This is a genomic window from Williamwhitmania sp. (assembly GCA_035529935.1).
Classification (GTDB): domain Bacteria; phylum Bacteroidota; class Bacteroidia; order Bacteroidales; family Williamwhitmaniaceae; genus Williamwhitmania.
Genome location: DATKVT010000021.1, coordinates 24,325 through 46,301, shown reverse-complemented (window position 1 = coordinate 46,301; position 21,977 = coordinate 24,325). Strand labels below are relative to the sequence as shown.

The 21,977-nt window shown below is 43.0% G+C and carries 16 protein-coding genes; 10 read left to right on the top strand and 6 right to left on the bottom strand.

Translation table 11 applies throughout. The features are described from left to right. Position 1: 1 nt before the first annotated feature. Together VMW01_01380 and VMW01_01375 are read right to left on the bottom strand one after the other, a co-directional pair. Positions 2-1,018 carry an HlyD family secretion protein gene (locus VMW01_01380; protein HUW04886.1) on the bottom strand — a complete coding sequence of 339 codons (1,017 nt, stop codon included), beginning with the start codon at positions 1,016-1,018 and terminating at the stop codon, positions 2-4. A gap of 21 nt (positions 1,019-1,039) precedes the next feature. Further along, positions 1,040-1,666, bottom strand: coding sequence for a TetR/AcrR family transcriptional regulator (locus VMW01_01375; GenBank protein HUW04885.1), 627 nt, complete (start codon positions 1,664-1,666; stop codon positions 1,040-1,042). A gap of 285 nt (positions 1,667-1,951) precedes the next feature. Here VMW01_01375 and VMW01_01370 point away from each other — a divergent pair, with 285 nt between their 5' ends. Beyond that, on the top strand, positions 1,952-4,999 hold the full coding sequence (locus tag VMW01_01370; protein HUW04884.1) for a glycoside hydrolase family 3 N-terminal domain-containing protein: 3,048 nt from the start codon (positions 1,952-1,954) through the stop codon (positions 4,997-4,999). A 96-nt stretch (positions 5,000-5,095) separates the two neighbouring features. Here VMW01_01370 and VMW01_01365 read toward each other — a convergent pair whose 3' ends face one another. Beyond that, positions 5,096-7,012 carry a sulfatase-like hydrolase/transferase gene (locus tag VMW01_01365; protein HUW04883.1) on the bottom strand — a complete coding sequence of 639 codons (1,917 nt, stop codon included), beginning with the start codon at positions 7,010-7,012 and terminating at the stop codon, positions 5,096-5,098. A gap of 306 nt (positions 7,013-7,318) precedes the next feature. On the opposite strand from VMW01_01365, the gene mce reads away from it, so the two are divergent. The 9 genes from mce (at position 7,319) to VMW01_01320 (ending at position 18,211) form a co-directional block, all read left to right on the top strand. Next, entirely contained in the window at positions 7,319-7,732 is a 414-nt protein-coding gene (mce, locus tag VMW01_01360) for a methylmalonyl-CoA epimerase (GenBank protein HUW04882.1), read from the top strand. Positions 7,733-7,765: 33 nt separating this feature from the next. Beyond that, a complete protein-coding gene (locus VMW01_01355) occupies positions 7,766-9,328 on the top strand; it encodes an acyl-CoA carboxylase subunit beta (GenBank protein HUW04881.1) in 1,563 nt (520 codons plus the stop codon). A 13-nt stretch (positions 9,329-9,341) separates the two neighbouring features. Further along, complete coding sequence (locus VMW01_01350) at positions 9,342-10,244, top strand: OadG family transporter subunit (GenBank protein HUW04880.1); 903 nt, start codon at positions 9,342-9,344, stop codon at positions 10,242-10,244. A 6-nt stretch (positions 10,245-10,250) separates the two neighbouring features. Beyond that, positions 10,251-10,691: a biotin/lipoyl-containing protein gene (locus tag VMW01_01345; protein HUW04879.1), complete on the top strand. Its 441-nt coding sequence runs from the start codon at positions 10,251-10,253 to the stop codon at positions 10,689-10,691. A 2-nt stretch (positions 10,692-10,693) separates the two neighbouring features. Next, positions 10,694-11,857 carry a sodium ion-translocating decarboxylase subunit beta gene (locus VMW01_01340; protein ID HUW04878.1) on the top strand — a complete coding sequence of 388 codons (1,164 nt, stop codon included), beginning with the start codon at positions 10,694-10,696 and terminating at the stop codon, positions 11,855-11,857. 250 nt (positions 11,858-12,107) lie between these two features. After that, on the top strand, positions 12,108-13,331 hold the full coding sequence (citD, locus tag VMW01_01335) for a citrate lyase acyl carrier protein (protein HUW04877.1): 1,224 nt from the start codon (positions 12,108-12,110) through the stop codon (positions 13,329-13,331). After that, positions 13,321-14,877, top strand: a complete 1,557-nt coding sequence (gene citF, locus VMW01_01330) for a citrate lyase subunit alpha (protein ID HUW04876.1) — start codon at positions 13,321-13,323, stop codon at positions 14,875-14,877. Before citD ends, citF begins: the two co-directional genes overlap by 11 nt. Positions 14,878-15,188: 311 nt before the next feature. Further along, complete coding sequence (locus VMW01_01325; GenBank protein HUW04875.1) at positions 15,189-17,129, top strand: nucleoside-diphosphate sugar epimerase/dehydratase; 1,941 nt, start codon at positions 15,189-15,191, stop codon at positions 17,127-17,129. Between the two features lie 92 nt (positions 17,130-17,221). Further along, complete coding sequence (locus tag VMW01_01320; protein ID HUW04874.1) at positions 17,222-18,211, top strand: hypothetical protein; 990 nt, start codon at positions 17,222-17,224, stop codon at positions 18,209-18,211. A gap of 251 nt (positions 18,212-18,462) precedes the next feature. On the opposite strand, the gene VMW01_01315 is transcribed toward VMW01_01320, so the two are convergent. The 3 genes from VMW01_01315 to VMW01_01305 form a co-directional block, all read right to left on the bottom strand. After that, positions 18,463-19,461 carry an O-antigen ligase family protein gene (locus tag VMW01_01315; protein HUW04873.1) on the bottom strand — a complete coding sequence of 333 codons (999 nt, stop codon included), beginning with the start codon at positions 19,459-19,461 and terminating at the stop codon, positions 18,463-18,465. A 625-nt stretch (positions 19,462-20,086) separates the two neighbouring features. Continuing rightward, positions 20,087-21,091: a glycosyltransferase family 4 protein gene (locus VMW01_01310; protein HUW04872.1), complete on the bottom strand. Its 1,005-nt coding sequence runs from the start codon at positions 21,089-21,091 to the stop codon at positions 20,087-20,089. Positions 21,092-21,095: 4 nt separating this feature from the next. After that, positions 21,096-21,971: an NAD-dependent epimerase/dehydratase family protein gene (locus VMW01_01305; GenBank protein HUW04871.1), complete on the bottom strand. Its 876-nt coding sequence runs from the start codon at positions 21,969-21,971 to the stop codon at positions 21,096-21,098. Between the last annotated feature and the right edge of the window lie 6 nt (positions 21,972-21,977).

The window sequence follows — 21,977 nt, the reverse complement described above, 5'->3', positions numbered from 1 at the left end:
CCTACCGAACTATTTTAACTACAACGCTCATTCCAGCTAGCAAGTCGGGCATGGGCACCTCAACACCATCCTTGGTTGCCTTGTCAAAGGATATCTTCAATGGAACTCGCTGTGTTACCTTTGTGAAATTCCCTGACGCATTGCTTGGAGGTATGAGTGAGAATTGAGATGCGGTGTTAGAACCTATATAAAATACCTTCCCCTCAAACTCCAACCCAGGAAAAGCATCAACGGTATAAATTGCCTTTTGTCCAATCTTAATTCCCTCAAGATTTGTCTCCTGCAGGTATACCAACACCCACTTTAAGCTATCTTGTGTTATTGTCATTACCGATTGACCTGGTTGAACAACGTCACCTGGAAGCAACCATCTACGGGCAATCATGCCGCTGTGCGGTGCATACACCTTAGTATTCGTTAGCTCAACCTCTACAACTTGCAGCTGTGCTCTGGATGCTTGCACTGCCGCTTCAGCCGAAGAGATGGCTCCCCTTGCAACATCAAGCTGAGCAGTGGCAGCATCAAGCTGAGCTTGTGCCGATTCAAAGGCCTTCTTGAGGTGGTCATACTGTTCCTGTGTTATAACGCCTCCGGCAAACTGTGTTGAAGCCCTAGCTAGATCATCCTTTGCCCTATCTCTGGCAATTACCAACACGGTAATATTTTTTTCATCGTAGCCGTACTTTGCCCTAGTCTGGGTTAAGTTAGCCGTGGCAAGTGCAACCTGCGAAACTACCTGCCGCTTCTGTGCTAGCATGTCTAAACTGTCTAACTCTACCAACAACTTACCTGCCGTTACCGTATCGCCCTCGTCTGCAAGTATGTTCACAATTCGGCCTGGAATTTTTGAACTAACCGATACCCTATCGGCATCAATGTAGGCATCATCGGTGGAAATGTATCGCGAATAGTCTCTATACCAATAATATCCTCCAACTATTACAACAACAATCACTATTGCCAGCGGCAAATAGACCAGAAACTTACTTTTCTTTCCTTCTGCGTTTACTCTCTTCATACAGCTATTTTTTTCAAAAAATTATTTCAAGTTTGATATCCCAGTGATAAAAATATTTACAAACTCACTCATATGCTTCTCCATTACATCGTAATCTTCCTGCGAAATATTGACAGGCTCCTTGCGTTTAAGCATAACGATTCTTAAGCCCCTAAAAAGGTCAAGATAGAGCTGTGCCGTACTTAAACAATCGGAAATGAAAAATTCTCCAGCAGCTTTACCTTTTTCCATTATTTTCGTCACAATCTCAAGTTCACGTGCTTCCAACCCCTGCGACAAGTAACCTAATTGAATATTAAAATTGGGAAACTCACTCACACGAAGTTTGCTCAAGTTCAAAAAACTCTTAAAATAGGCCAAACGTACATTTGAAAACTCCATTAACATTTCAGCAGCCTGCTCAAGAGCTGTAAGCTTATACTCCATTAATTCAAAAAAGTCATTCTGTTCTTTCCCTATTACCGCTTTAAAAAGGCTCTCTTTATCGGGAAAGTAATAGTAGAGCGATGCCTTTGAGATGTCCATTTCAGCGGCAATCTCACGCATGGTGGTTTTGGCGAACCCATAAAGCCCAAAGCGTTCCTGTGCAACTCTAAGAATTGCATCAGTCTTTTCTTTATTCTCACCACTATGAGTAATGTAAACCATGGCTATATAACTTACTCTTTTACAAGTAATAAATGTTAAACAAACAGCACTTTGACCATTTTGTTCAAGACGGTCAAAGTAACAACATTATTTTCTTCCAGCCAAGACGAAAAGGTCCCCATTTTCAAATTTTCCACATTTACCAATAAATGAACAAGTTGACATCAATATAAATAGAGATAAATCAAAATACTCGATGATTACCTCTCAAGAATTTTAGACACTTAACCAATGAAGTAGATGTAATAAAGGTATATTTGTAACCACTAAATGTGATTAAATACAATGCGTAAATATCTCAGTGCTGCTCTGCTCCTTACACTCCTATCGTCCAAACTCCTTCTTGCTGGCAACCGACCCACGACCAGCCTAAATCCAAGTCCAATTCCCTTTCAGCTAAATTCAATGGCGGCAAACCATTGGGTCGATTCTGTAATGGCCACAATGACCCTGGATGAAAAAATTGCCCAGCTTTTTATGGTCGCTGGATATTCGGCAAAAAGCCAAGACAATTCTGCTGAAGTTCTTCAGTTAATTAAAAAATACGGCATCGGAGGCGTTATCTTTTTCCAAGGTGGACCCAAAGCCCAAATCAATATCACTAATCGACTCCAGAAAGCTTCAAAAATTCCACTACTCATTGGCATGGATGCCGAATGGGGACCATCAATGCGATTAGACAGTACCATTCGCTACCCACGTCAAATGATGCTCGGCGCGCTGCACAACGACAGCCTCATCTATTTCATGGGAAAGGATATTGCTCACCAATTAAGACTATTGGGAGTCCAAATAGACTTTGCTCCTGTGGCCGACGTGAATAGCAACCCCAATAACCCGGTAATTAACACCCGGTCTTTTGGTGAGAATAAGCTTCTAGACAGCAAAAAGGCAATTGCCTATATGCATGGACTTCAGGATAACGGGGTACTTGCCTGCGCAAAGCACTTTCCGGGTCATGGCGACACCGACCAGGATTCACACGAAACGTTGCCAACAGTTCCATTCCCAAAATCTAGGCTGGACACGTTGGAACTTTACCCTTTCAAGCAGCTCTTCGATGCTGGAGTGGCCTCGGTGATGGTAGCCCACTTAAAAGTTCCAGCCTTGGAAGATGGAAGAAAGGTACCTACCTCTCTCTCCCACCAGGTGGTGACCGACCTGCTTCAGGACTCCCTTGGCTTTAAGGGCATCATTTTTACCGATGCGCTCAACATGAAAGGTGTGAGTGAATACCGAAAGCCGCGCAGGGTAAACGTTATGGCGCTTGAAGCCGGGAATGACGTTCTCCTATTTCCTAGCGAGATTCCTGAAAGCATAGCCAAAATAAAACGGTTTGTGAATAGGGGGCGAATTCCGCTTGCCGACCTTGAGGCAAAATGCCGCAAGGTATTAGCTGCTAAATACTATACTGGCCTTAACAGATTTACGCCCATTGACACGACCAACATTATCAACAACCTGAATACCACCGAATCGGAGTTGCTCAAGCGCAGGATTTCTAAAGAGTCTGTCACAGTTGTAAGCAACAAAAACAACTTTATTCCAATGCAACGGCTCGATACTCTTTCGATTGCCTACCTCGAAATTGACCCTGGCATGGGAAGCGCTTTTCTTAAAATGCTACAGAACTACACCAAGATAACTCCGTTTAGCATTGCGCGAGATTCCTATCAAGGAAGGATTGACTCCATCAGGCAGCAACTACAGAAATACAACACAATTATAGTTGGATACCATAACATGGATGCCCGACCCCAGTTTAACTTTGGTATTCGTACCGAGATGGTTAATCTTATTGAGGAATTATCTGCAACTCATAAGGTTGTTCTCTGCCTTTTCGGTTCACCCTATGCGCTCATGAAGTTTCCAGCAACATCGCTACCAAACACCATTGTGATTGGCTACGACAATAGCAACGAAATTCAGGATATGACAGCACAGGTGCTGATGGGAGGCATTGGAGCACAGGGTAAGTTGCCGGTATCAGCAGGAGAATTGTTCCCATCGGGCCTTGGAATTACAACAACTGGTGGTGTAAGGGTTAGCTATGTGCTGCCAGAAGAGGCAGGCATTTCTGCTGCTGCACTTCAGCGGGTAGATTCAATTGCAAATTTGGCCATTACTTCTGGAGCAACACCCGGTTGCCAAATCTATGCCTCCGTCAACGGAAAAGTATTCCTGAATAAGGGGTATGGCAGGCAAACATACAGTAGTAACGACACCCCTATCACTCCAAATACGCTGTACGACGTTGCCTCTGTAACCAAGGTGGTATCAACCCTACCGGTTATTATGCGGCTGGAAGAACAGGGTAAACTCTCCCTTACCGATTCACTTGGAAAATTTGTGAGCCTTGCACCCAACAATACAAAAAACAAAATTCTTCTTTGGCAGCTGCTTACCCATCAGGCGGGACTAAAGGAGTATGTTCCTTACCAACTTGACTACCTAACCACCATGCGGCCTGGAGATTCTGTTTTTAGCAATGCCATAAGCGACACATTTGCCATCAAGGTTGGACAGTCAAAATATTTAAACCTCTACTCCCAGCTAAATCCTACACTTTTTAGCCACCATTTTAGTCCTCAATTTCCAATCCCAATTGCACAAAATCTCTTTTCGGTTGATGGACTTAAGGATAGCATTTACCGAAAGATAGACAACTGCCCCACATTTAACGACAATCAATACCGCTACAGCGACCATGGGTTTATCTACCTTCAACGCATTGCCGAAAATATTACACGGCAATCGCTAGATAACCTTGCAGCGCAATATTTCTATAAACCATTGGGAATGGACTTTACCGGTTACTGTGCCGGGGAAAAATACCCCCTCGATAGCATTGCCCCAACAGAATATGACCTTATATATAGGAAACAAATTGTGCGTGGTTTCGTGCACGACCCCACTGCCTCATTGCTTGGTGGCATTTCGGGAAATGCAGGAATATTTAGCAATGCTAACGACCTAGGCAAAATCCTGCAGGCTTTTCTAAACTATGGAAGCTACGGAAAGCAGCAACTTCTTGATTCTGCAACCATTTCGCTTTTCACGGCTCAATACAGCCCAGGAAACCGCCGCGGGCTAGGCTGGGACAAGCCTGAGACCGACACCTCCAAGGCCAATCCAGTTGGTCCAACGCCTTCTCCACAAAGCTATGGACATAGCGGATTCACTGGTACATTGGTATGGGTCGATCCCGTAACCAAACTGGTTTATGTATTTCTCTCCAACAGGGTATACCCCGATGCCGAGAACACCAAGCTGGCAAAGATGAATATCCGAACCGATATTCTTGAAGAGTTAGAGAAAGCGATAAAAAAATAGGTAACCAAAAATTGGCCCCAAATTCACAAAAAGAAACCCCAGCACTATTGCTGGGGTTTTCCTTTATGTAGGTTTAATTACTTCAAACATAGCTCACTACTTCAAGGTATCCTTAACATAAAGCGTGTTCTTATCCAAGTTCTGCTCGTAGCCCTGTATGATGGCCTTAAGGCGGTTCTCCATCAGGTTGGCCGTATCGGGTAGTGCTTTTAACAAATTGTTTTTCAATAAGCTATCCTTGCGATAGTTGTATAGAGCAAGCGCCTTCTCTCCATTAAACTGAAGGTCAAAATTACCATCAATCAGCTGGTAAATTCCACTTATATAGTTAACGGCAAAATGCTGGGCAGTGGAATCGAAAAGAGAGGTTCCGTAGCCAACAAAAGGTCTTTTACAACCAACCAGCTGCAACACCGATGGCATAATATCGGCCTGCTGGGCCACGGTATAGCTTACCCCATGAAATGTAGAATCACCGGGATAGTAAAACATAATTGGAATATCGTAGTTCCCAACTTTATTGCCATAATATTCTCCCATTGGCTGAGCAGTGTGGTCGGCAGTAAAAATAAAGAGGGTGTGGTTATACCAGCTGGTTTTCTTTGCTGCTTCAAAAAAGCGGCGAATGGAGTAATCAGCGTAGGCAATTGTCTGCAGAATTGGAAGCTTTCCCGTTGGAAATACTCCTGTATACCTATCGGGAACCGTGTAGGGGTGGTGGGACGAAAGCGTAAATACTGCAGAAAAGAATGGTTGCTTGAAAGTGGTCAACATCTTTGAAAAGTACTGCAGAAACTCCTCGTCGTAAATGCCCCAGCCACCGTCCTCGGCATCGGGGCCAGTATACTCATTCTTGCCATAATACTTTTGAATACCGGCGTCGGCTGCAAAAGTGTCGAAACCCATTGTGCCATTATGCCCGCCATGAAAGAAGGAGGAGTTGTAGCCCATCTCTCCTAAAAATTCAGGTAAAGTGTTTATTCTATTGGAGCCGTATCGAGTCGTAATAAACGGATCGTCCATAAGTGCTGGAATTGATGCCAAAATGGAGGGTACTGCCTCAATGGAGCGCTTACCGTTGGCATAGGCATTTTGAAACGCCCAGCTGTGGGCAGCAATAGAATCCAAGAATGGAGTGTAATCACCTTCTGCTCCAAAGAAACCGGTATACTCACTGGAGAAACTCTCAAGTATGAAGATGACCACATTAGGTTTTTTCCAACGAGCAGAGGTAGTATCAAATTGCTGCACTGGGTTATAGTACGAAAGAATATCGGCCTTGTTTTTAAAATATATCCGTCCCGAAATCTCCTTCTTCTTCAGCGTTTGCAATATGGTAAATGGCGAGTTTAAGACAAGGGCAACATTCTGAGCCGAAGTATAAGTTGCGGCGGTAATTATTCGCAATGGCTTCATTTGCAATCCACCACGAGCGGATAGCACTCCTAGTCCCATAATAATTAATGCCAGAACAGTTTGCCATATATAGCTGATGGAGGTAACTACTCCGGGAGTATGTTTCCGTTTAGCCCTAGGATACAATATCCACAGCAGAAACACTAGCGCTATCCACGCAAGAAAAATATACCAGTAGTCCTTTATAAACTGGGGGAGCATGTTTTTGAAGTCGTTACCCAGCCATACGGAGGAGAAAATATCGGAGGTTAGCCGCTTGTGCTCAAAATCATAAAATTTGGAATCGACAAAGTTGGTGGCAAGTGCCAGTCCATTTACGATAACAAAGTAAAGTTTTAGAAAGAGCTGATAGCCGTTCAAATCCTTAAATCGGCCAGGAATCAGATGCATGATGAAGAACAGAAGGTTCAGGTAGAGGGCAGCGGAAAGGTCAAACCTAATACCAGCTACAAAAAGCCAAAATGCGTCGCTAAAGGTGGCCAATTCAAAGTTGTGAATATTAAGTAGGTAGAAGAACAATCGCGATATAGTGAAGGCAGAAAGCAATAGAAGAAATCGCAATAATAGTAGCCGCTGGTGGTAGAGGTAATGTCGCATAGCACTAAAATTTTCAGTATGAAAAAAACCGAGAACCACAAAAGTAATTTTTTTAGTGGAAATGGTTACAGTTTAGTATTACATGTTGTATAACAAGCTATAAATGTGCCATAAATCATGTTTTTTTATTCGCTGCTGATAATTCTTAAAACTACTTTTGTAGGGATTACAGATGCAATCAATTCCTCATGACCATTGGCAACATATACAAGTTAAATAAACACCAAAAAGTCGTATTTGTTTCACTCAAGAGGAATTGTATAACATCCAATATATCAATGAATTGTTTTACCAAAAAGTTATAAGATGAAACCAACTCATATTGAACACATCGGTATCGCCGTAAAGAGCCTTGAACTGGCTATCCCCTATTGGGAAAATGTTTTGGGTCTCCAATGCTATAGCGTTGAAGAGGTTAAGGACCAAAAGGTAAAAACAGCCTTTTTTATGGTTGGCCAAACAAAGATTGAGCTGCTAGAGTCTACCGATCCCGAAGGCCCAATTGGCAAGTTCATTGAGAAAAAAGGTGAAGGAATTCACCACATGGCTTTTGCCGTAGAGGGAATTGAAAGTGCGCTCGCCGATGTTGAGAGCAAAGGCATACAGCTAATTGACAAGACCCCACGCCATGGTGCCGAAGGCTTAACCATTGCCTTTCTCCATCCAAAGTCAACCTTTGGTGTGCTCACCGAACTGTGTGAGGACAAGAATAAGAAATAATCCCATTCAACATAAACCAACAATCAACTTGAGATGAGTAGCAACCAGGAAAAAATCAAGGAATTAATCGACCTCCGGGAAAGAGCCAAACTTGGTGGTGGACCAAAGCGAATTGAAGCCCAACATAAAAAGGGTAAGTATACCGCTCGCGAGCGCATTGAAATGCTTGTTGACGAAGGTAGCTTCGAAGAGTTCGACATGTTTGTATCCCACCGCTGTATCGACTTTGGCCTAGAAAAGGAAAGTTACCTTTCCGATGGAGTTGTAACCGGTTATGGTACAATTGATGGCCGACTGATCTACATTTTCTCCCAGGACTTTACAGTATTTGGAGGATCACTCTCCGAAATGTATGCAGCTAAAATCTGCAAAATTATGGACATGGCCATGAAGGTTGGTGCCCCTGTAATTGGTATCAACGACTCTGGCGGAGCCCGTATCCAAGAGGGAGTAAAGAGTTTGGGTGGTTATGCTGAGATTTTCCAACGTAATATTCTTGCCTCTGGCGTTATCCCTCAAATATCTGCCATATTTGGCCCATGTGCTGGTGGAGCAGTTTACTCCCCTGCCCTTACCGACTTTATTATTATGAGTAAGGATACCAGCTACATGTTTGTAACTGGTCCAAAGGTTGTAAAGACAGTAACCGGCGAGGATGTAACCCAGGAGCAGCTTGGAGGAGCCACTGTTCATGCCACCAAATCCGGCGTTTCCCACTTTGTTGCCGAAAATGAAGAGGAAGGCATTCTTCTTATCCGAAAACTACTCAGCTACCTGCCTCAAAACAATATGGAGGAGCCACCAGTAGTTCCATGCACCGACCCTATCGACCGGCTCGATGATTCACTTAACGAAGTGATTCCAGAAAGCCCTAATAAGCCATACGATATCCTCGACGTAATTCACTCCATTGCCGATAACGGCGAATTTTTGGAAGTACATCGCGACTTTGCACCAAACATTGTTGTTGGTTTTTCAAGATTTAACGGCGTTAGCGTTGGTATAGTGGCCAACCAGCCAAAATATATGGCAGGGGTGCTCGATATTAATGCCTCTCGCAAGGCAGCACGTTTCGTTCGCTTCTGCGATGCCTTCAACATACCAATTGTAACGCTGGTGGATGTTCCTGGATTCCTTCCCGGTACCGGTCAGGAGTATGGTGGCATTATTTTGCACGGTGCAAAGCTGCTCTTTGCCTATGGTGAAGCAACCGTGCCAAAAATCACCATCATCCTTCGTAAGGCATACGGTGGAGCATACGACGTTATGAGCTCAAAGCACCTTCGAGGTGACCTAAACTATGCTTGGCCTGCTGCCGAAATTGCAGTTATGGGCCCTAAAGGTGCCATTGAAGTTCTGCTAAGCCGTGAGCTCAGCAACATCGACGATGAGAAGGCAAAGGTTCAGATGCTCATAGATAAGGAGCAGGAATACCGCGAAAAATTTGCCAACCCATACGTGGCCGCTAAGTTTGGCTACATCGACGATGTGATTGAACCGCGTAATACACGTTTCCGTATTATAAGGGCGCTTCAAGCACTAGCCACTAAAAAGGATGTTAATCCGCCTAAGAAGCACTGCAACTTGCCACTCTAATCCCCATTAAAGCATGATGATAAAACTGAAAAGGTTTGTGTTTCTCTTAGGGATAGTAGCCATGGCCCAAGGAGGATTTGCCCAGAGCGCAAAGGACCTAAAAATAAATGAGGTGCTGCTCATCAACAAGACCAGCTACCTCGATAATTTTGGGGACAGGAGCGCGTGGATCGAGATTTTTAACACCGCCTACAACAAGGTAAACATTGCTGGTTGCTACCTGACGGACGATTTGAACAATCCCAAAAAATATAGAATAGCCAAGTCGGATCCCAATACGGTGATTCCTACCCGTGCATTCACTATCTTTTTTGTCGATGACAAAACAACCCATGGGACATTCCATACAAACTTTGTGCTCGACTCCACATCGCGGTTCATTGCCCTGTTCGACGTAAATGGAAGAACGCTAATTGACAGTATGACCCTACCACCAATGAAGGCCGACGTTTCCTATGGAAGGTATACCGATGGTGGGGCTAAACTCGCCTTCCTTAAGCAAAATACGCCAATGGCGACCAACTTTACCGATGAGGTTGTCCCAGCAGGAACTAGATTTGCGTCCGCTGATCCGTATGGGTTTGGCATGACTGTTACAGCAATGTCTGTTGTATTCTTTGCCTTAATCCTTCTCTACTTAGTATTCAAGCAGGTTGGGAAGAGAAACATTAGAGCGCAACGAGTTAAGAATGCTGGAGCTGCTACTGGTAGTTTGGAATCTGCCGAAGTTTCAGGTGAGGTGTTTGCTGCAATTTCAGCTGCACTCTACCTATACGAAACGGAACAGCACGATCAAGAATCGGCCATACTCACCATAAACCGAGTAGCAAAGTCATACTCTCCATGGAGTTCTAAACTCTACGGTCTCACGCAGACCCCTCAGAAACAAAACCGTAAACCCGAATTTAATCGCTAGTAGACCATGAACGAGTTCAAATTCAAAATAAATGGGAGTGAGTATAACGTTAACATCACTAACGTAGAAGGTAATCTTGCCGAGCTTGAAGTTAACGGAACTCCATACAAAGTTGAAATAGACAAGGAGCTGAAACAATCCAAAACGCCCAAGCTTGTTCGCACAGTGGCCGTTCCATCCACCGATTCACATCCTTCGGTAGCTAAAACCCAAAGCCCTGGAAAAGCAACTGCAGGAGCCATTAAGTCTCCACTACCGGGAGTTATCCTCGATGTGGTTGTTAAGGCTGGAGACTTCGTAAAATTGGGCCAGAAAATTCTCGTCCTCGAGGCCATGAAAATGGAAAACAACATTGACTCCGACAAGGAAGGCCATATTAAAGAGGTTAAAGTAAGTAAGGGTGATTCTGTTCTGGAAGGTGATGTATTAATTATCATAGGGGATTAACAATGGAAAACTCAACTGGCTTTTTTACGTTCCTCCACAACAACCTGCTTCAATTCTTATCCTACACTGCATTTGCCAATTTAACCTTGGGCCATCTGATAATGATTACGGTGGGGTTGCTGTTTATATACCTAGCAATTTCGAAGGAGTATGAGCCCTTGCTTCTCATCCCCATTGGGTTTGGGATAATAATCGGGAATATTCCGTTTGCTGCTGGATTTAAAATTGGAATCTACGAGGAAGGGAGTGTCCTCAACTACCTCTACTTTGGTGTTTCGCAAGGGCTATATCCACCATTGATATTCTTGGGTATTGGGGCCATGACTGACTTTAGCGCCCTCATCTCCAACCCTAAGCTGGTGCTCATTGGCGCAGCAGCTCAGCTCGGTATCTTCGGCGCATATATGGCGGCATTGCATCTTGGCTTTAGCCCGGCAGAGTCGGGTGCTATTGGTATCATTGGCGGTGCCGATGGTCCAACGGCAATCTTCCTCTCATCTAAGCTCGCACCCGATCTGATGGGGGCAATTGCCGTCTCGGCATACTCATACATGGCGCTGGTTCCGGTTATTCAACCACCCATTATGAAGTTGCTTACTACCAGAAAAGAGCGGGTTATACGAATGAAACCACCACGTCAGGTATCGCAGCTGGAGAAGATTCTCTTCCCAATTATCGGGCTGCTGCTTACCACATTTATGGTTCCATCGGGATTACCCCTTCTCGGTATGCTTTTCTTTGGCAACATGCTCAAAGAAAGCGGGGTAACTAAGCGCCTTGCCGATACTGCAAAGGGACCGCTTATCGACATTGTTACCATTCTAATTGGGCTAACAGTGGGAGCATCCACCCAGGCTACCTCCTTCCTCACCCCAAAGAGCGTTGGTATATTTGCGCTTGGTGCAGCATCATTCATAGTTGCAACCTTTGGTGGAGTAATGTTTGTGAAAATATTCAACCTTTTCCTTAAGGAGGGCAACAAGATTAACCCGCTAATTGGTAACGCCGGCGTTTCGGCCGTGCCCGATAGCGCTCGTGTATCGCAGGTGGTTGGTTTGCAGTACGACAAGACCAACTACTTACTGATGCATGCTATGGGACCCAATGTTGCCGGTGTAATTGGAAGTGCCGTTGCAGCTGGTATCCTGCTCAGCTTCTTGGGATAATTAATTCTAAAATAGTTGGAGGGGCTGCTCATTGTAGCCCCTCTTTTTTATTCCTAAAACAAGACCCATTTCTGCTCGTTATCAAACTCGAATCCAGCTCACTTCAACGACTTTATGGTTATAATTTCCAGCTAAAAAGTTAAATTACGTTGGAAATATTGTAAGAATAGGTCACTATTTTGTAAAAATCATTAGGTTTGTAGAGGCATCCCTTTGCCCAAAAACCATAAGCTTCTAAACTATCATTCCTATGAACAACAAAATTGCCTCCGCTGGTATTAATGGGGACAAGGAACGCTCCGATTGCCTCGTTACAATTGAGTTGACCGATTCAGGTGGAATCGTCATCAACATGAAGAGCAAAGTTAAGGTGATGTATGGCCGAGCCAATGAGCAACTCTGCCGTCAATCGCTCGATTTTTTTGGGATAAAAAATGCTGTCCTAACCATCGAAGATAAGGGTGCATTGCCTTGGACCATAATGGCTCGCATTGAGGCCGCCGTAAAGCAAGTGGTGGACACTGACAAAGAGCTTCTTCCCGATTTCATTGAGGAGAATCGTTACACCAGCAGCAAGGACAAGTTCCGATTTTCGCGACTTTACCTACCCGGTAACAAGCCCGCCATGATGCTTAATGCCGGGTTGCATCGACCAAATGGAATAATACTCGACTTGGAAGATTCCGTTGCGGTGGCCAAGAAATTCGAGGCCCGATTCATCGTCCGTAATGCGCTGCGCAGCCTAAATTTTTATGGTGCTGAGCGCATGGTTCGTATCAACCAGTTTCCAAAAGGATTGGAAGATTTAAAATACATTATTCCCCATAATGTTCACCTGATCCTCGTGCCGAAGTGTGAAAGTGCTGAACAGATTATCACCCTTGAGGAAGAGATCAAGAGCATAAAACAGAAACATAACATCGATCACCCCATCTTCCTAATGCCGATCATTGAAAGCGCTATGGGGGTTGAAAAAGCATTTGAAATTGCCACTTCCAGCCAGAATATTGTTGCACTGGCTGTAGGATTGGAAGATTATACAGCGGATCTAGGTGCTCGTCGCACCAACGAGGGAGATGAATCATTTTATGCAAGAACAAGGGTTGTAAATGCTTGCAAAGCAGCAGGAATACAGCCCATTGATTCGGTGTTCTCCGATGTTGCCGACATGGCTGCTTTAAGGGAAAATGTTAGGGTATCAAAAGGACTTGGTTTTGAAGGTATGGGTTGCATTCATCCACGCCAAATTACGGTTATACACGAGGGATTTGCTCCAGACAGTGAGGAAATCGAAAAAGCGAAGAAAATTGTGGATGCCTTTATTATTGCAACTGAGCAGGGGCTTGGCGTTGTATCCATTGGTTCAAAAATGGTTGATCCACCTGTTGTTAAACGCGCAGAAAAGACAATAAGCCTAGCGATTAGTCTAGGTCTACTATCACAAAATTGGAGGGAGCAATACCATGAGTGCTAAACTAGTTAAGAATGCAGCAGGTAGAATGGTTCCTACCGAAATCAATGGCCAACCTGCTATTCCATTTAAGGGCGATGGCAAGCATCGTCCAACCGGCCGTATGTATGCACCTATGATTCCTACCGTATTGGATTACCCGGAGGACGGAAATAAGGTTGTTCCAAGCTTAAAGGAGGCCCTAATAAAGTGCGGATTAAAGGATGGAATGACCATCTCCACCCACCATCACCTTCGTGACGGAGATCTCGTAAGTCAGATGATTTTTGACGCCGCCCACGAGCTGGGTATAAAAGATCTTGTGTGGCTTCCCTCCGCCTCTTTTCCCTGTCACGATCCGCTGATTAAGTATCTCGAAGATGGCACAATCAACCGCATTGAGGGCAGTATGAACGGTCCCTTAGGCCGATTTACCAGCAAGGGGAAGATGAAAGGCACAGCGGTGCTTCGCTCACACGGAGGACGCGTTCAGGCCATTCAGGATGGAGAGGTACATATCGACATTGCCGTTATGGCAGCCCCTACCTCCGATCAATTTGGAAATGCCAACGGCGTGAATGGCCCCTCGGCTTGCGGGCTGCTGGGTTACGCCTTTGCTGATACCCAATTTGCCGATCGGGTTATTGTAGTAACCGACAACCTCGTGCAATTCCCATGCGCTCCCATGCAGATACTTGGAAACTATGTGGACTGCGTTGTTACCGTTGATAAGATTGGTATTCCCGAAAAAATTGTTTCAGGAACAACTCAGGTAACCTCAAGCCCCGATAGGCTTCTAATTGCAGAGTTAACCGCCAAGTTCTGTGAAGAGGCAGGTCTTCTAACCGATGGTTGCAGTTTTCAAGCTGGAGCCGGCGGAACCTCTCTTGCCATAGGCATATACTTCCACGAAATGCTGAAGCGCAAGGGGCAAAAGGCACGTTTTGGCTTTGGTGGCAGCACCCAGTATCTGGTTAAGATGCTGGAAGATGGAGTGCTGGACTACATACTCGACGCGCAATCATTCGACCTAGAATCGGTAAAATCGATCCGCGAGAACGCCAACCACTTAGACGTTTCGGTTTGGCACGCCTATAACTACCACAGCAAAGGGAACTACAACGGCATGACCGACATCGTAATTCTTGGAGCTACCGAAATTGATGTGAACTTTAACGGTAATGTGGTAACCCACTCCGATGGCTATTTGCTACATGGAATCGGTGGCTGGCAAAATTGCCTGCATGCAAAGAATGTGATAATTCCTGTGCCCCTATTCCGCGATCGAATCCCTGTAATTGTTGACGAGGTAACCACGCTCTGCGGACCTGGCGAACTCATCGACGTAATTGTTACAGAAAGAGGCATTGCCATCAATCCAAAGCGCACCGACCTGTTGGAAAAGATGAAGGGCAGCAAACTCCCCATTAAGACCATTCAAGAACTGAAGGCCGAAGCCGACCAAATTTGTGGCACTCCGGAAAAACCGCAGTTCACAAACGACATCGTTGCCGCCATAAAGTGGGTGGATGGCACAGTGATTGATGTGGTTAGGAAGATTGCCGAATAATTACCTTTTATAAAAATAATAAGGCTGTTTTAAAAGGCAGCCCTATTATTTTGTTGCAATATTATAATTCCTTTTTTTAATGATATAGTAGGGTATATGGGATCAGAACTGTATTTTGACAGGAAGAGTTCCTGCTTATGCAACCATTAATAAAAAATGAAGTAAACACTTTTGCTAGAGGAGCAACACTTGAATGAAGTTGAAATCGAGAAGCACTAAGCTAAATGTTCTTACAGTTAAACTTCACTGTCTGTCTTGCATTGCAATATTATAATACTAATTTCGTTTCGTTTTAAAAATTAGCCATTCGAATGATAACAACTTCATATATAGAAAGATATTTTAAAAAAATTGCCGACGTACTGTTGCCGGCATGGGTAGTTTTCAATATTGACATATTTTTAAGTTTAGTATCAATTTTAATAGCATATTTCCTCCGCTATAATTTTGTAGTCCCAGTAAAAGATTCTTCCAATTTTACGGTTATATTTCTGCTGTATCTATTAATTAGAGGTGTCGTATTTCTTTTTTTTGGAATTGCAAGGGTCCACATCCGTTACACCAGTAGCAGGGATATAATTAAATTGCTCGCTGCTATTTTCACCGGAACCCTTATCCTTACCATAGCAACCTATATACGATACTTGTTAGGCTACACCATATATCTTTCGTTTTCAGTTTTAATTATTGATTTTTTTGTTGTAGCCTATCTTCTCACAGGGTTTAGGATGCTTGCACGGTTTCTTATATATCGAATTAAAACTGGAAGTCAAAACCCTGACTTTAATGTTGTAATTTTTGGTCACGATCACTTTGCCGTTTCTATAAAAACTGCCATAGAAACTGATAGTGAATTTCCCAAAAAAGTAATTGGGTTCATCCATAACAAACCCATGATTTTTCGCCAGCGAATTGAGGGTGTTAGCATTTTTAATCTATCAGAGTTGGATAAACTCAAAGAATCCTATGCAGTAAAAGAGCTTATCATAACCGATAATTCGATCTCACCTGAAGACAAGAATACTCTTGTTGAGCAGTGCCTTAATTCAAACATTAAGATTTTAAATTTAAGAAACTATAAAGAGTTAATGAATAATGCATCAAGTACACCTCGATTACATGAGATTAGAATCGAAGATCTACTTGAGCGAGACCCCATAAAATTAAGTGTAAAAAATATTGCCAAATCACTGAAAGGCAAGAATATACTTATTACAGGAGCTGCCGGCTCCATCGGAAGCGAAATAGCCCGTCAGGTATTTTCCTTCTTCCCCAACAAGCTCATCATGCTGGACCAAGCAGAAACACCCATCTACTATGTCGAGCTGGAAATGATTGCTAATTATAAGTCGAGGGAAGATCAGGTTGAGGTAGTGGTTGGCGATATTACCGATGCAGTAAGAATGGACAAGCTCTTTAGCGAGAAAAAAATCGATATTGTTTTCCATGCAGCAGCCTACAAGCATGTGCCCCTCATGGAAAACAACCCAAAGGAGGCTGTAAAAAACAACGTGTTTGGCACAAAATTACTTGCCGACCTTGCCGTAAAATACAATATCGAAAAGTTCGTCATGATCTCCACCGATAAGGCTGTAAACCCCACCAATATTATGGGAGCGACCAAGCGAATTGCCGAAATTTATACGCAATCGTTAAATGGACGGTCAAGAACCCAATTTATCACAACCCGATTTGGCAATGTGCTTGGCTCCAATGGTTCAGTTATTCCACTGTTCAAGCAGCAAATTGAAAAGGGTGGCCCAATTACCGTAACCCACCCCAAAGTTACCCGCTTCTTTATGACCATTCCGGAGGCGTGCCAGCTGGTGCTGGAGGCAAGCGTAATGGGGCATGGTGGCGAAATCTTTATTTTCGACATGGGAAAGAGCGTTAAAATTGTGGACCTCGCCAAGAACATGATTCGTTTAGCGGGGTTTGAGGAGGGCAAGGATATCGAAATTGTCTTTACCGGTCTTCGCCCGGGAGAAAAGCTCTACGAAGAGCTGCTGGCAAACGGTGAAAATACGCTTCCCACCTACCATCAGAAGATTATGAAAGCGGCTGTAGTAAAGATGCAATACTCGGTTATTAATGAGCACCTTACTGAGCTATGGCGCCTTATATTGAACGATACTGAACCATTTTCAGTTGTAGGAAGAATGAAAATGATTGTACCCGAGTACAAGAGCCAGAACTCCATCTTTTGTGACCTGGACAAGCAGCTACCCGAGAATAGTGTAAGCCCGAACTAAAAAGGTATTGCTGACTACCCCCCACTTAAGTTAATCCTAGGTGATATTCCAAACCATAGATTTTTATATCTTTGCCACAAACTACTACAACAATGGACAATCAGATTACGCCAAGGTCAAATTCAAACGACGAAATTGATCTTCTGGAGCTATTCAACCGAATGGGGAAAGCATTTACCAAAAGCATTATGTGGGTATTAAACCTGATGCTGAAACTCTTTCTTCTTATTCTCAGCAAAGCATTTTGGATAGCATCCTTCATGATTATTGGAATAGGTTTGGGAATAGCTGTGTTTTATGCAACACCGAGGTTTTACTCCTCACAAATGACGGCAACCGCCAACTCAACCAACAACGGTATTGTAATTAATGCCATTAACCAGCTGAACGACCTCTTTACTGCCGCTAACTACACTGCAGCCGCCCAAAACTTAAACATTCCTCTTGAACATGCAATGAAGATAAAATCGATTCAGGCCTTCTACGGTATTGATATCAATCACGACAACATTCCCGATTACGTGGACTACGATAATCTTTATAACCCAAAAGATACCACAACGAAAAGGGTACCTGGCATATTTTATGTAATGGTGAAGGTGTTCGATAAGGGTGTATTTGCCCCTGTTCGCAATGGAATTGAAAAATACATTTTTAGCAATCCCTATATTGCCGAAAACAATGATATACGCAAGGAGCAGACAGCCAGCATGATTGTGGCTTACGATAAGGAGATACAGAAGCTGGACAGCCTCCAGAAAGACTACTACTTTAACCAGCTTACACAGAAGGCGGGAAGTGGCCAAATTATATTTCTCAATGAAAAGGACGTAAAGCTGTTTCACAAGGAGATGCTTGGACTTGTTGCGCAAAAACAGGATTTGCAAAAAACATTGACATTAAATCCTGACCCAATTACAGTTATTCAGGACTTTACCCAGCTCACGCGTGCCGTAAATCCTTGGACAAAGTATGTGAAATATTGGGGGCTTGGGTTTGCCCTACTCGGCTTTTTTGCAGGAGTTTACTGGCAACATCGAAAATCGCTATTCACCTTCCTACGCAAAAACATGTTAGGTTAACCACAAATAATATTACTAAAAATCCCGCTCTCCATAGGCGGGATTTTTATTTATATAGTACGGATAATTACCTCTATTCTTAATGCATTACGATACTGTCCCAAAAAGTGTGTAAAGTGAGTTTTTTCTAAATTTAAGGTTGCAAAACTTAATTTAAGAGATGAAAAACCTACGCTTTACACAGGAGCAAGTTACGCAGATTTTCAAACAGGTGCAATCTAATCTAGCGCAAGTTCCTTTTTGCTACAACTTCATTTAGCTAACGCCTTTTCATGCCTGACAGCAAGGTTGGACACCAACAGGGTATAAAAAATGGCAAAAAAACCAACACCTGCAATGGTGTTGAGCATACTTTCGAACATGAAACTCACGCTGCATAAGCTCAAAAAACCGACAACCAGCCAATCCCCTTTTTTAACTCCCACCCACAACGGAACAAACAGCATGGCAAGCAACGCTAGAAGGCCAAAAATTCCAGTCCCAAGCCAGGTTTCAAGATATTGGTTATGAGCATTTAAACGTTCTTGAGCGGCATTGGTCATGCCTTGCCTTTCATACTGTTTTTGCAACATATCCCTTACATCACCGGTTCCAACACCCCAAACTGGGTGTTCTTTTATCAATAAAAAATCTGACTTCCATATCCAAAAACGGATTGCAGTAGCATCATCCTTGCTTTGACGATTAAACCCAAAATCAGCCGTATTTTCAAGCGATTTAGCAGTATTTGCAAGACGATTAAACTTTGTAAATACAATTATGGCAAGACTCATTAGAGCAAGAAAGACCCCAACTCCCAAAATATACCTTCGCTTTGCAAAGACAAGGTAAAAAAGCCAAACAAGTGCTAATAATCCAAAGCCAAGTATACCAGCCCTGCTTTGCAGTAAAATTAAGGAAGAAAGCAAAACTATAGTACCTAGGATTACAGCAATTTTAAGAATAGACCTGATTCTCCTCCATCGACGCAGCGCAAAACCTATTATTAAAATCGCAACCAATAGATAAAGGGCAAGGTAGGATGGATGAATTAAATGAGAGAATTCCGTACTTAAAAAATAGTTATTCCAACCGGACGTTGGTATCGGGTTAAAAACCCAAATGCCATTAACAAATTCAGATGAGCGATAGATAGCATATCCAAAATAGTAAATAGTAGCCGCAACACAACCTAGAACAAATGAAAGTAAAAAGTTTCGCTTGTTATCCCTATACGATTCTCTCATAGTAGGGTAAAGAATAGGTAGCAAGATTAGTGACAACTTCAGCTGCATATCGAAGAGGCCACCATTAAGATTCTTGGAAGTGATCAACCCGATAAGCTGCAACAGATAGAAGATAACAGGTAGAATAAGGAGCCCTCTAAACCAATTGAAAGAGTAGTCGCGCTTAATAAAATAACTAAGGAAAACAGCACAAAGCCATCCAAAGAGTATGGGAACAAAAATACTCTTCCCAAACGGCAATGAGAAAACGACCAAATAAAAAGCGAAGTAATCCAGAGAGAGTAATTTACGCATTTATTGGTTAAATTTTAAAAACAATTATAGAACCGAAGAGAGAACAAAATTTAAAGTCATGAATATTCCAAGTCACTGCAGTCCGTGGAAAAATCTAAACAACTCTTGTGTTGCTTTTCATTGTTAAACCCTACCTGTCGACGAGGTAGGGATAAAGTATTGTAGAGCAGCATGGCAACATTTGATGCTAGTTCCCCGTATGGAATCAACAAATATTTGCCATATAACAACGATTCTAAATTTTAAATTTAATAGAGGAAGAACTTGCAATATTCTATTCTGCACAAGCAAAGAGATGTTACTTATCGCATTTTGAATAAACTTAACTACACAATCAATTTTCACCTCTCACTTTTCACAATTCACTCTTCACAATCTGAAATGGAAACCTTCTATCAATAATCTTCATAACAACATAGAGATAGACAATGTTTATTCCCAAAAACAGTAGGGAATAGCTGGGATAGCGAATAGCCAACCATACCAGCCCCAATATGGAGAGGTTGATAAGCAGCGAATAAATCACTGTTTTTTGGTGGCTAAAGCCCGATTGAACAATGCGCTGGTAGGCATGCTTCTTATGAGCCTTGGAAAGGGTTTCCCCATTACGCCAGCGTCGAAAAAGGGTTAAGGATGCATCGAACCAGAAAAGTGAGGTGAGCATAAGCCAAATAAGAATGGAGGAATCTCCACCGTTTTGGTAGTAAACGGCAAAAACACCGATGGTAAATCCAAGAAGCGTGCTGCCTACATCCCCCATAAATATTTTTGCCGGTTGCCAGTTCCAAACTAAAAATCCGGCAGTAACAGTAGCCAGCAATGCAGGTGGAACCCTCTCAAAAAGAAGGAAGAAGGCAAAACCTATAAAGATTACCTCTGCACTAATATAGCCATCGATGCCATCGAGAAAGTTAAAAAGGTTGGTAAACCATACAATACCTATTACCGCCAAAATGCTAAATAGAATAGGCAACGATAGATAAACAAAGCCAATATTAATGCCTTGCAGCCCACCAAGAAAAACAAGGGCCATTGCTGCAGAAGCCACCTGCACTATGAGCCGGAATTTTGCCGAAATGGTAACTACATCATCCACCAAACCAATAACAGAAATAGGAACGCCACACAGCAGTGCAAAAAATAGTGCAGAATCAATATCTCCTCTAAAAAAAAGAAAAGTGATTGCCAAAAACCAAGTAGCTGCAATGGCAACACCCCCGCCCCGTGGGGTTGGAATGGAGTGGGAACTACGCTCGTTGGGATGGTCAAGAATAGACTTATGTACGGCCCATTCCCTTACAATATATGTCAAAACCACAGATACCAATAGGCCTACAACACAATAAACAAAAATATTCATATGCCTACATCCAGTTTCGTGTTTTATACCAATCTACCATTTCATGAAGACCCTCTTCGCTTGAATATGGAGGCGTAAAGTCAAGAACCCTATTTGTGTTGCTATTATCAAGCACCAACGAACCATAAAGGCGGTCAATAATTGAAGGGCGTAATTTTCGGATAACGGCTAGCACGAACCCAGGCAGTGCAAACAGAAAAACTCTTTTACCCATACCAGAAGCAATAAATCGGATCATTTGGGTTGTAGATAAAGGAGATCGATCTCCGGCAATAAAAACACCAGACACCTGCTGTTCAATAATATTATTTAAAAGAGCAACAAGATTACCAATATAGACAATTGATCGTTCATTTTGAATATTTCCAAGCGGTAACAAAGGAAACCGATCCACCAACCGAATAAGGCTCAACATATTTGCCTTCACCCCTGCCCCATATACAAGAGGTGAACGAACAGTCGCTACCTTGAAATTTTCATCCTCTAGTGTCCTAATCAATCGTTCTGCCTCCAACTTACTTTTACCGTATGGATCGGTCGGAAAACATTCTGACTCTTCGTTCCAGTAACCTCCATTTGCAGTTGATTCTCCATAAACCTTAGCAGTGCTCATAAGAACAAATTGCTTAACGCCCTGCTCCTTGGCTCTTTTAGCGACTTCAAATGCTAGATCTCGATTAACCTTGAAATACTGCTCTTCCGGGGCACCCTTCATTTGATGTACAAGCGCAGCAAGATGAAGGACTGAATCAAAGCCGTTGAAATCTATCTCAAAGTATGAAATAGTTAATAAATCAATCGTTACAATATCTTGATCTGGAGATAATTTGATAAAATTAGTGCCCACAAAACCCGAGGAACCGGTTATTAATATTCTCATCTATTT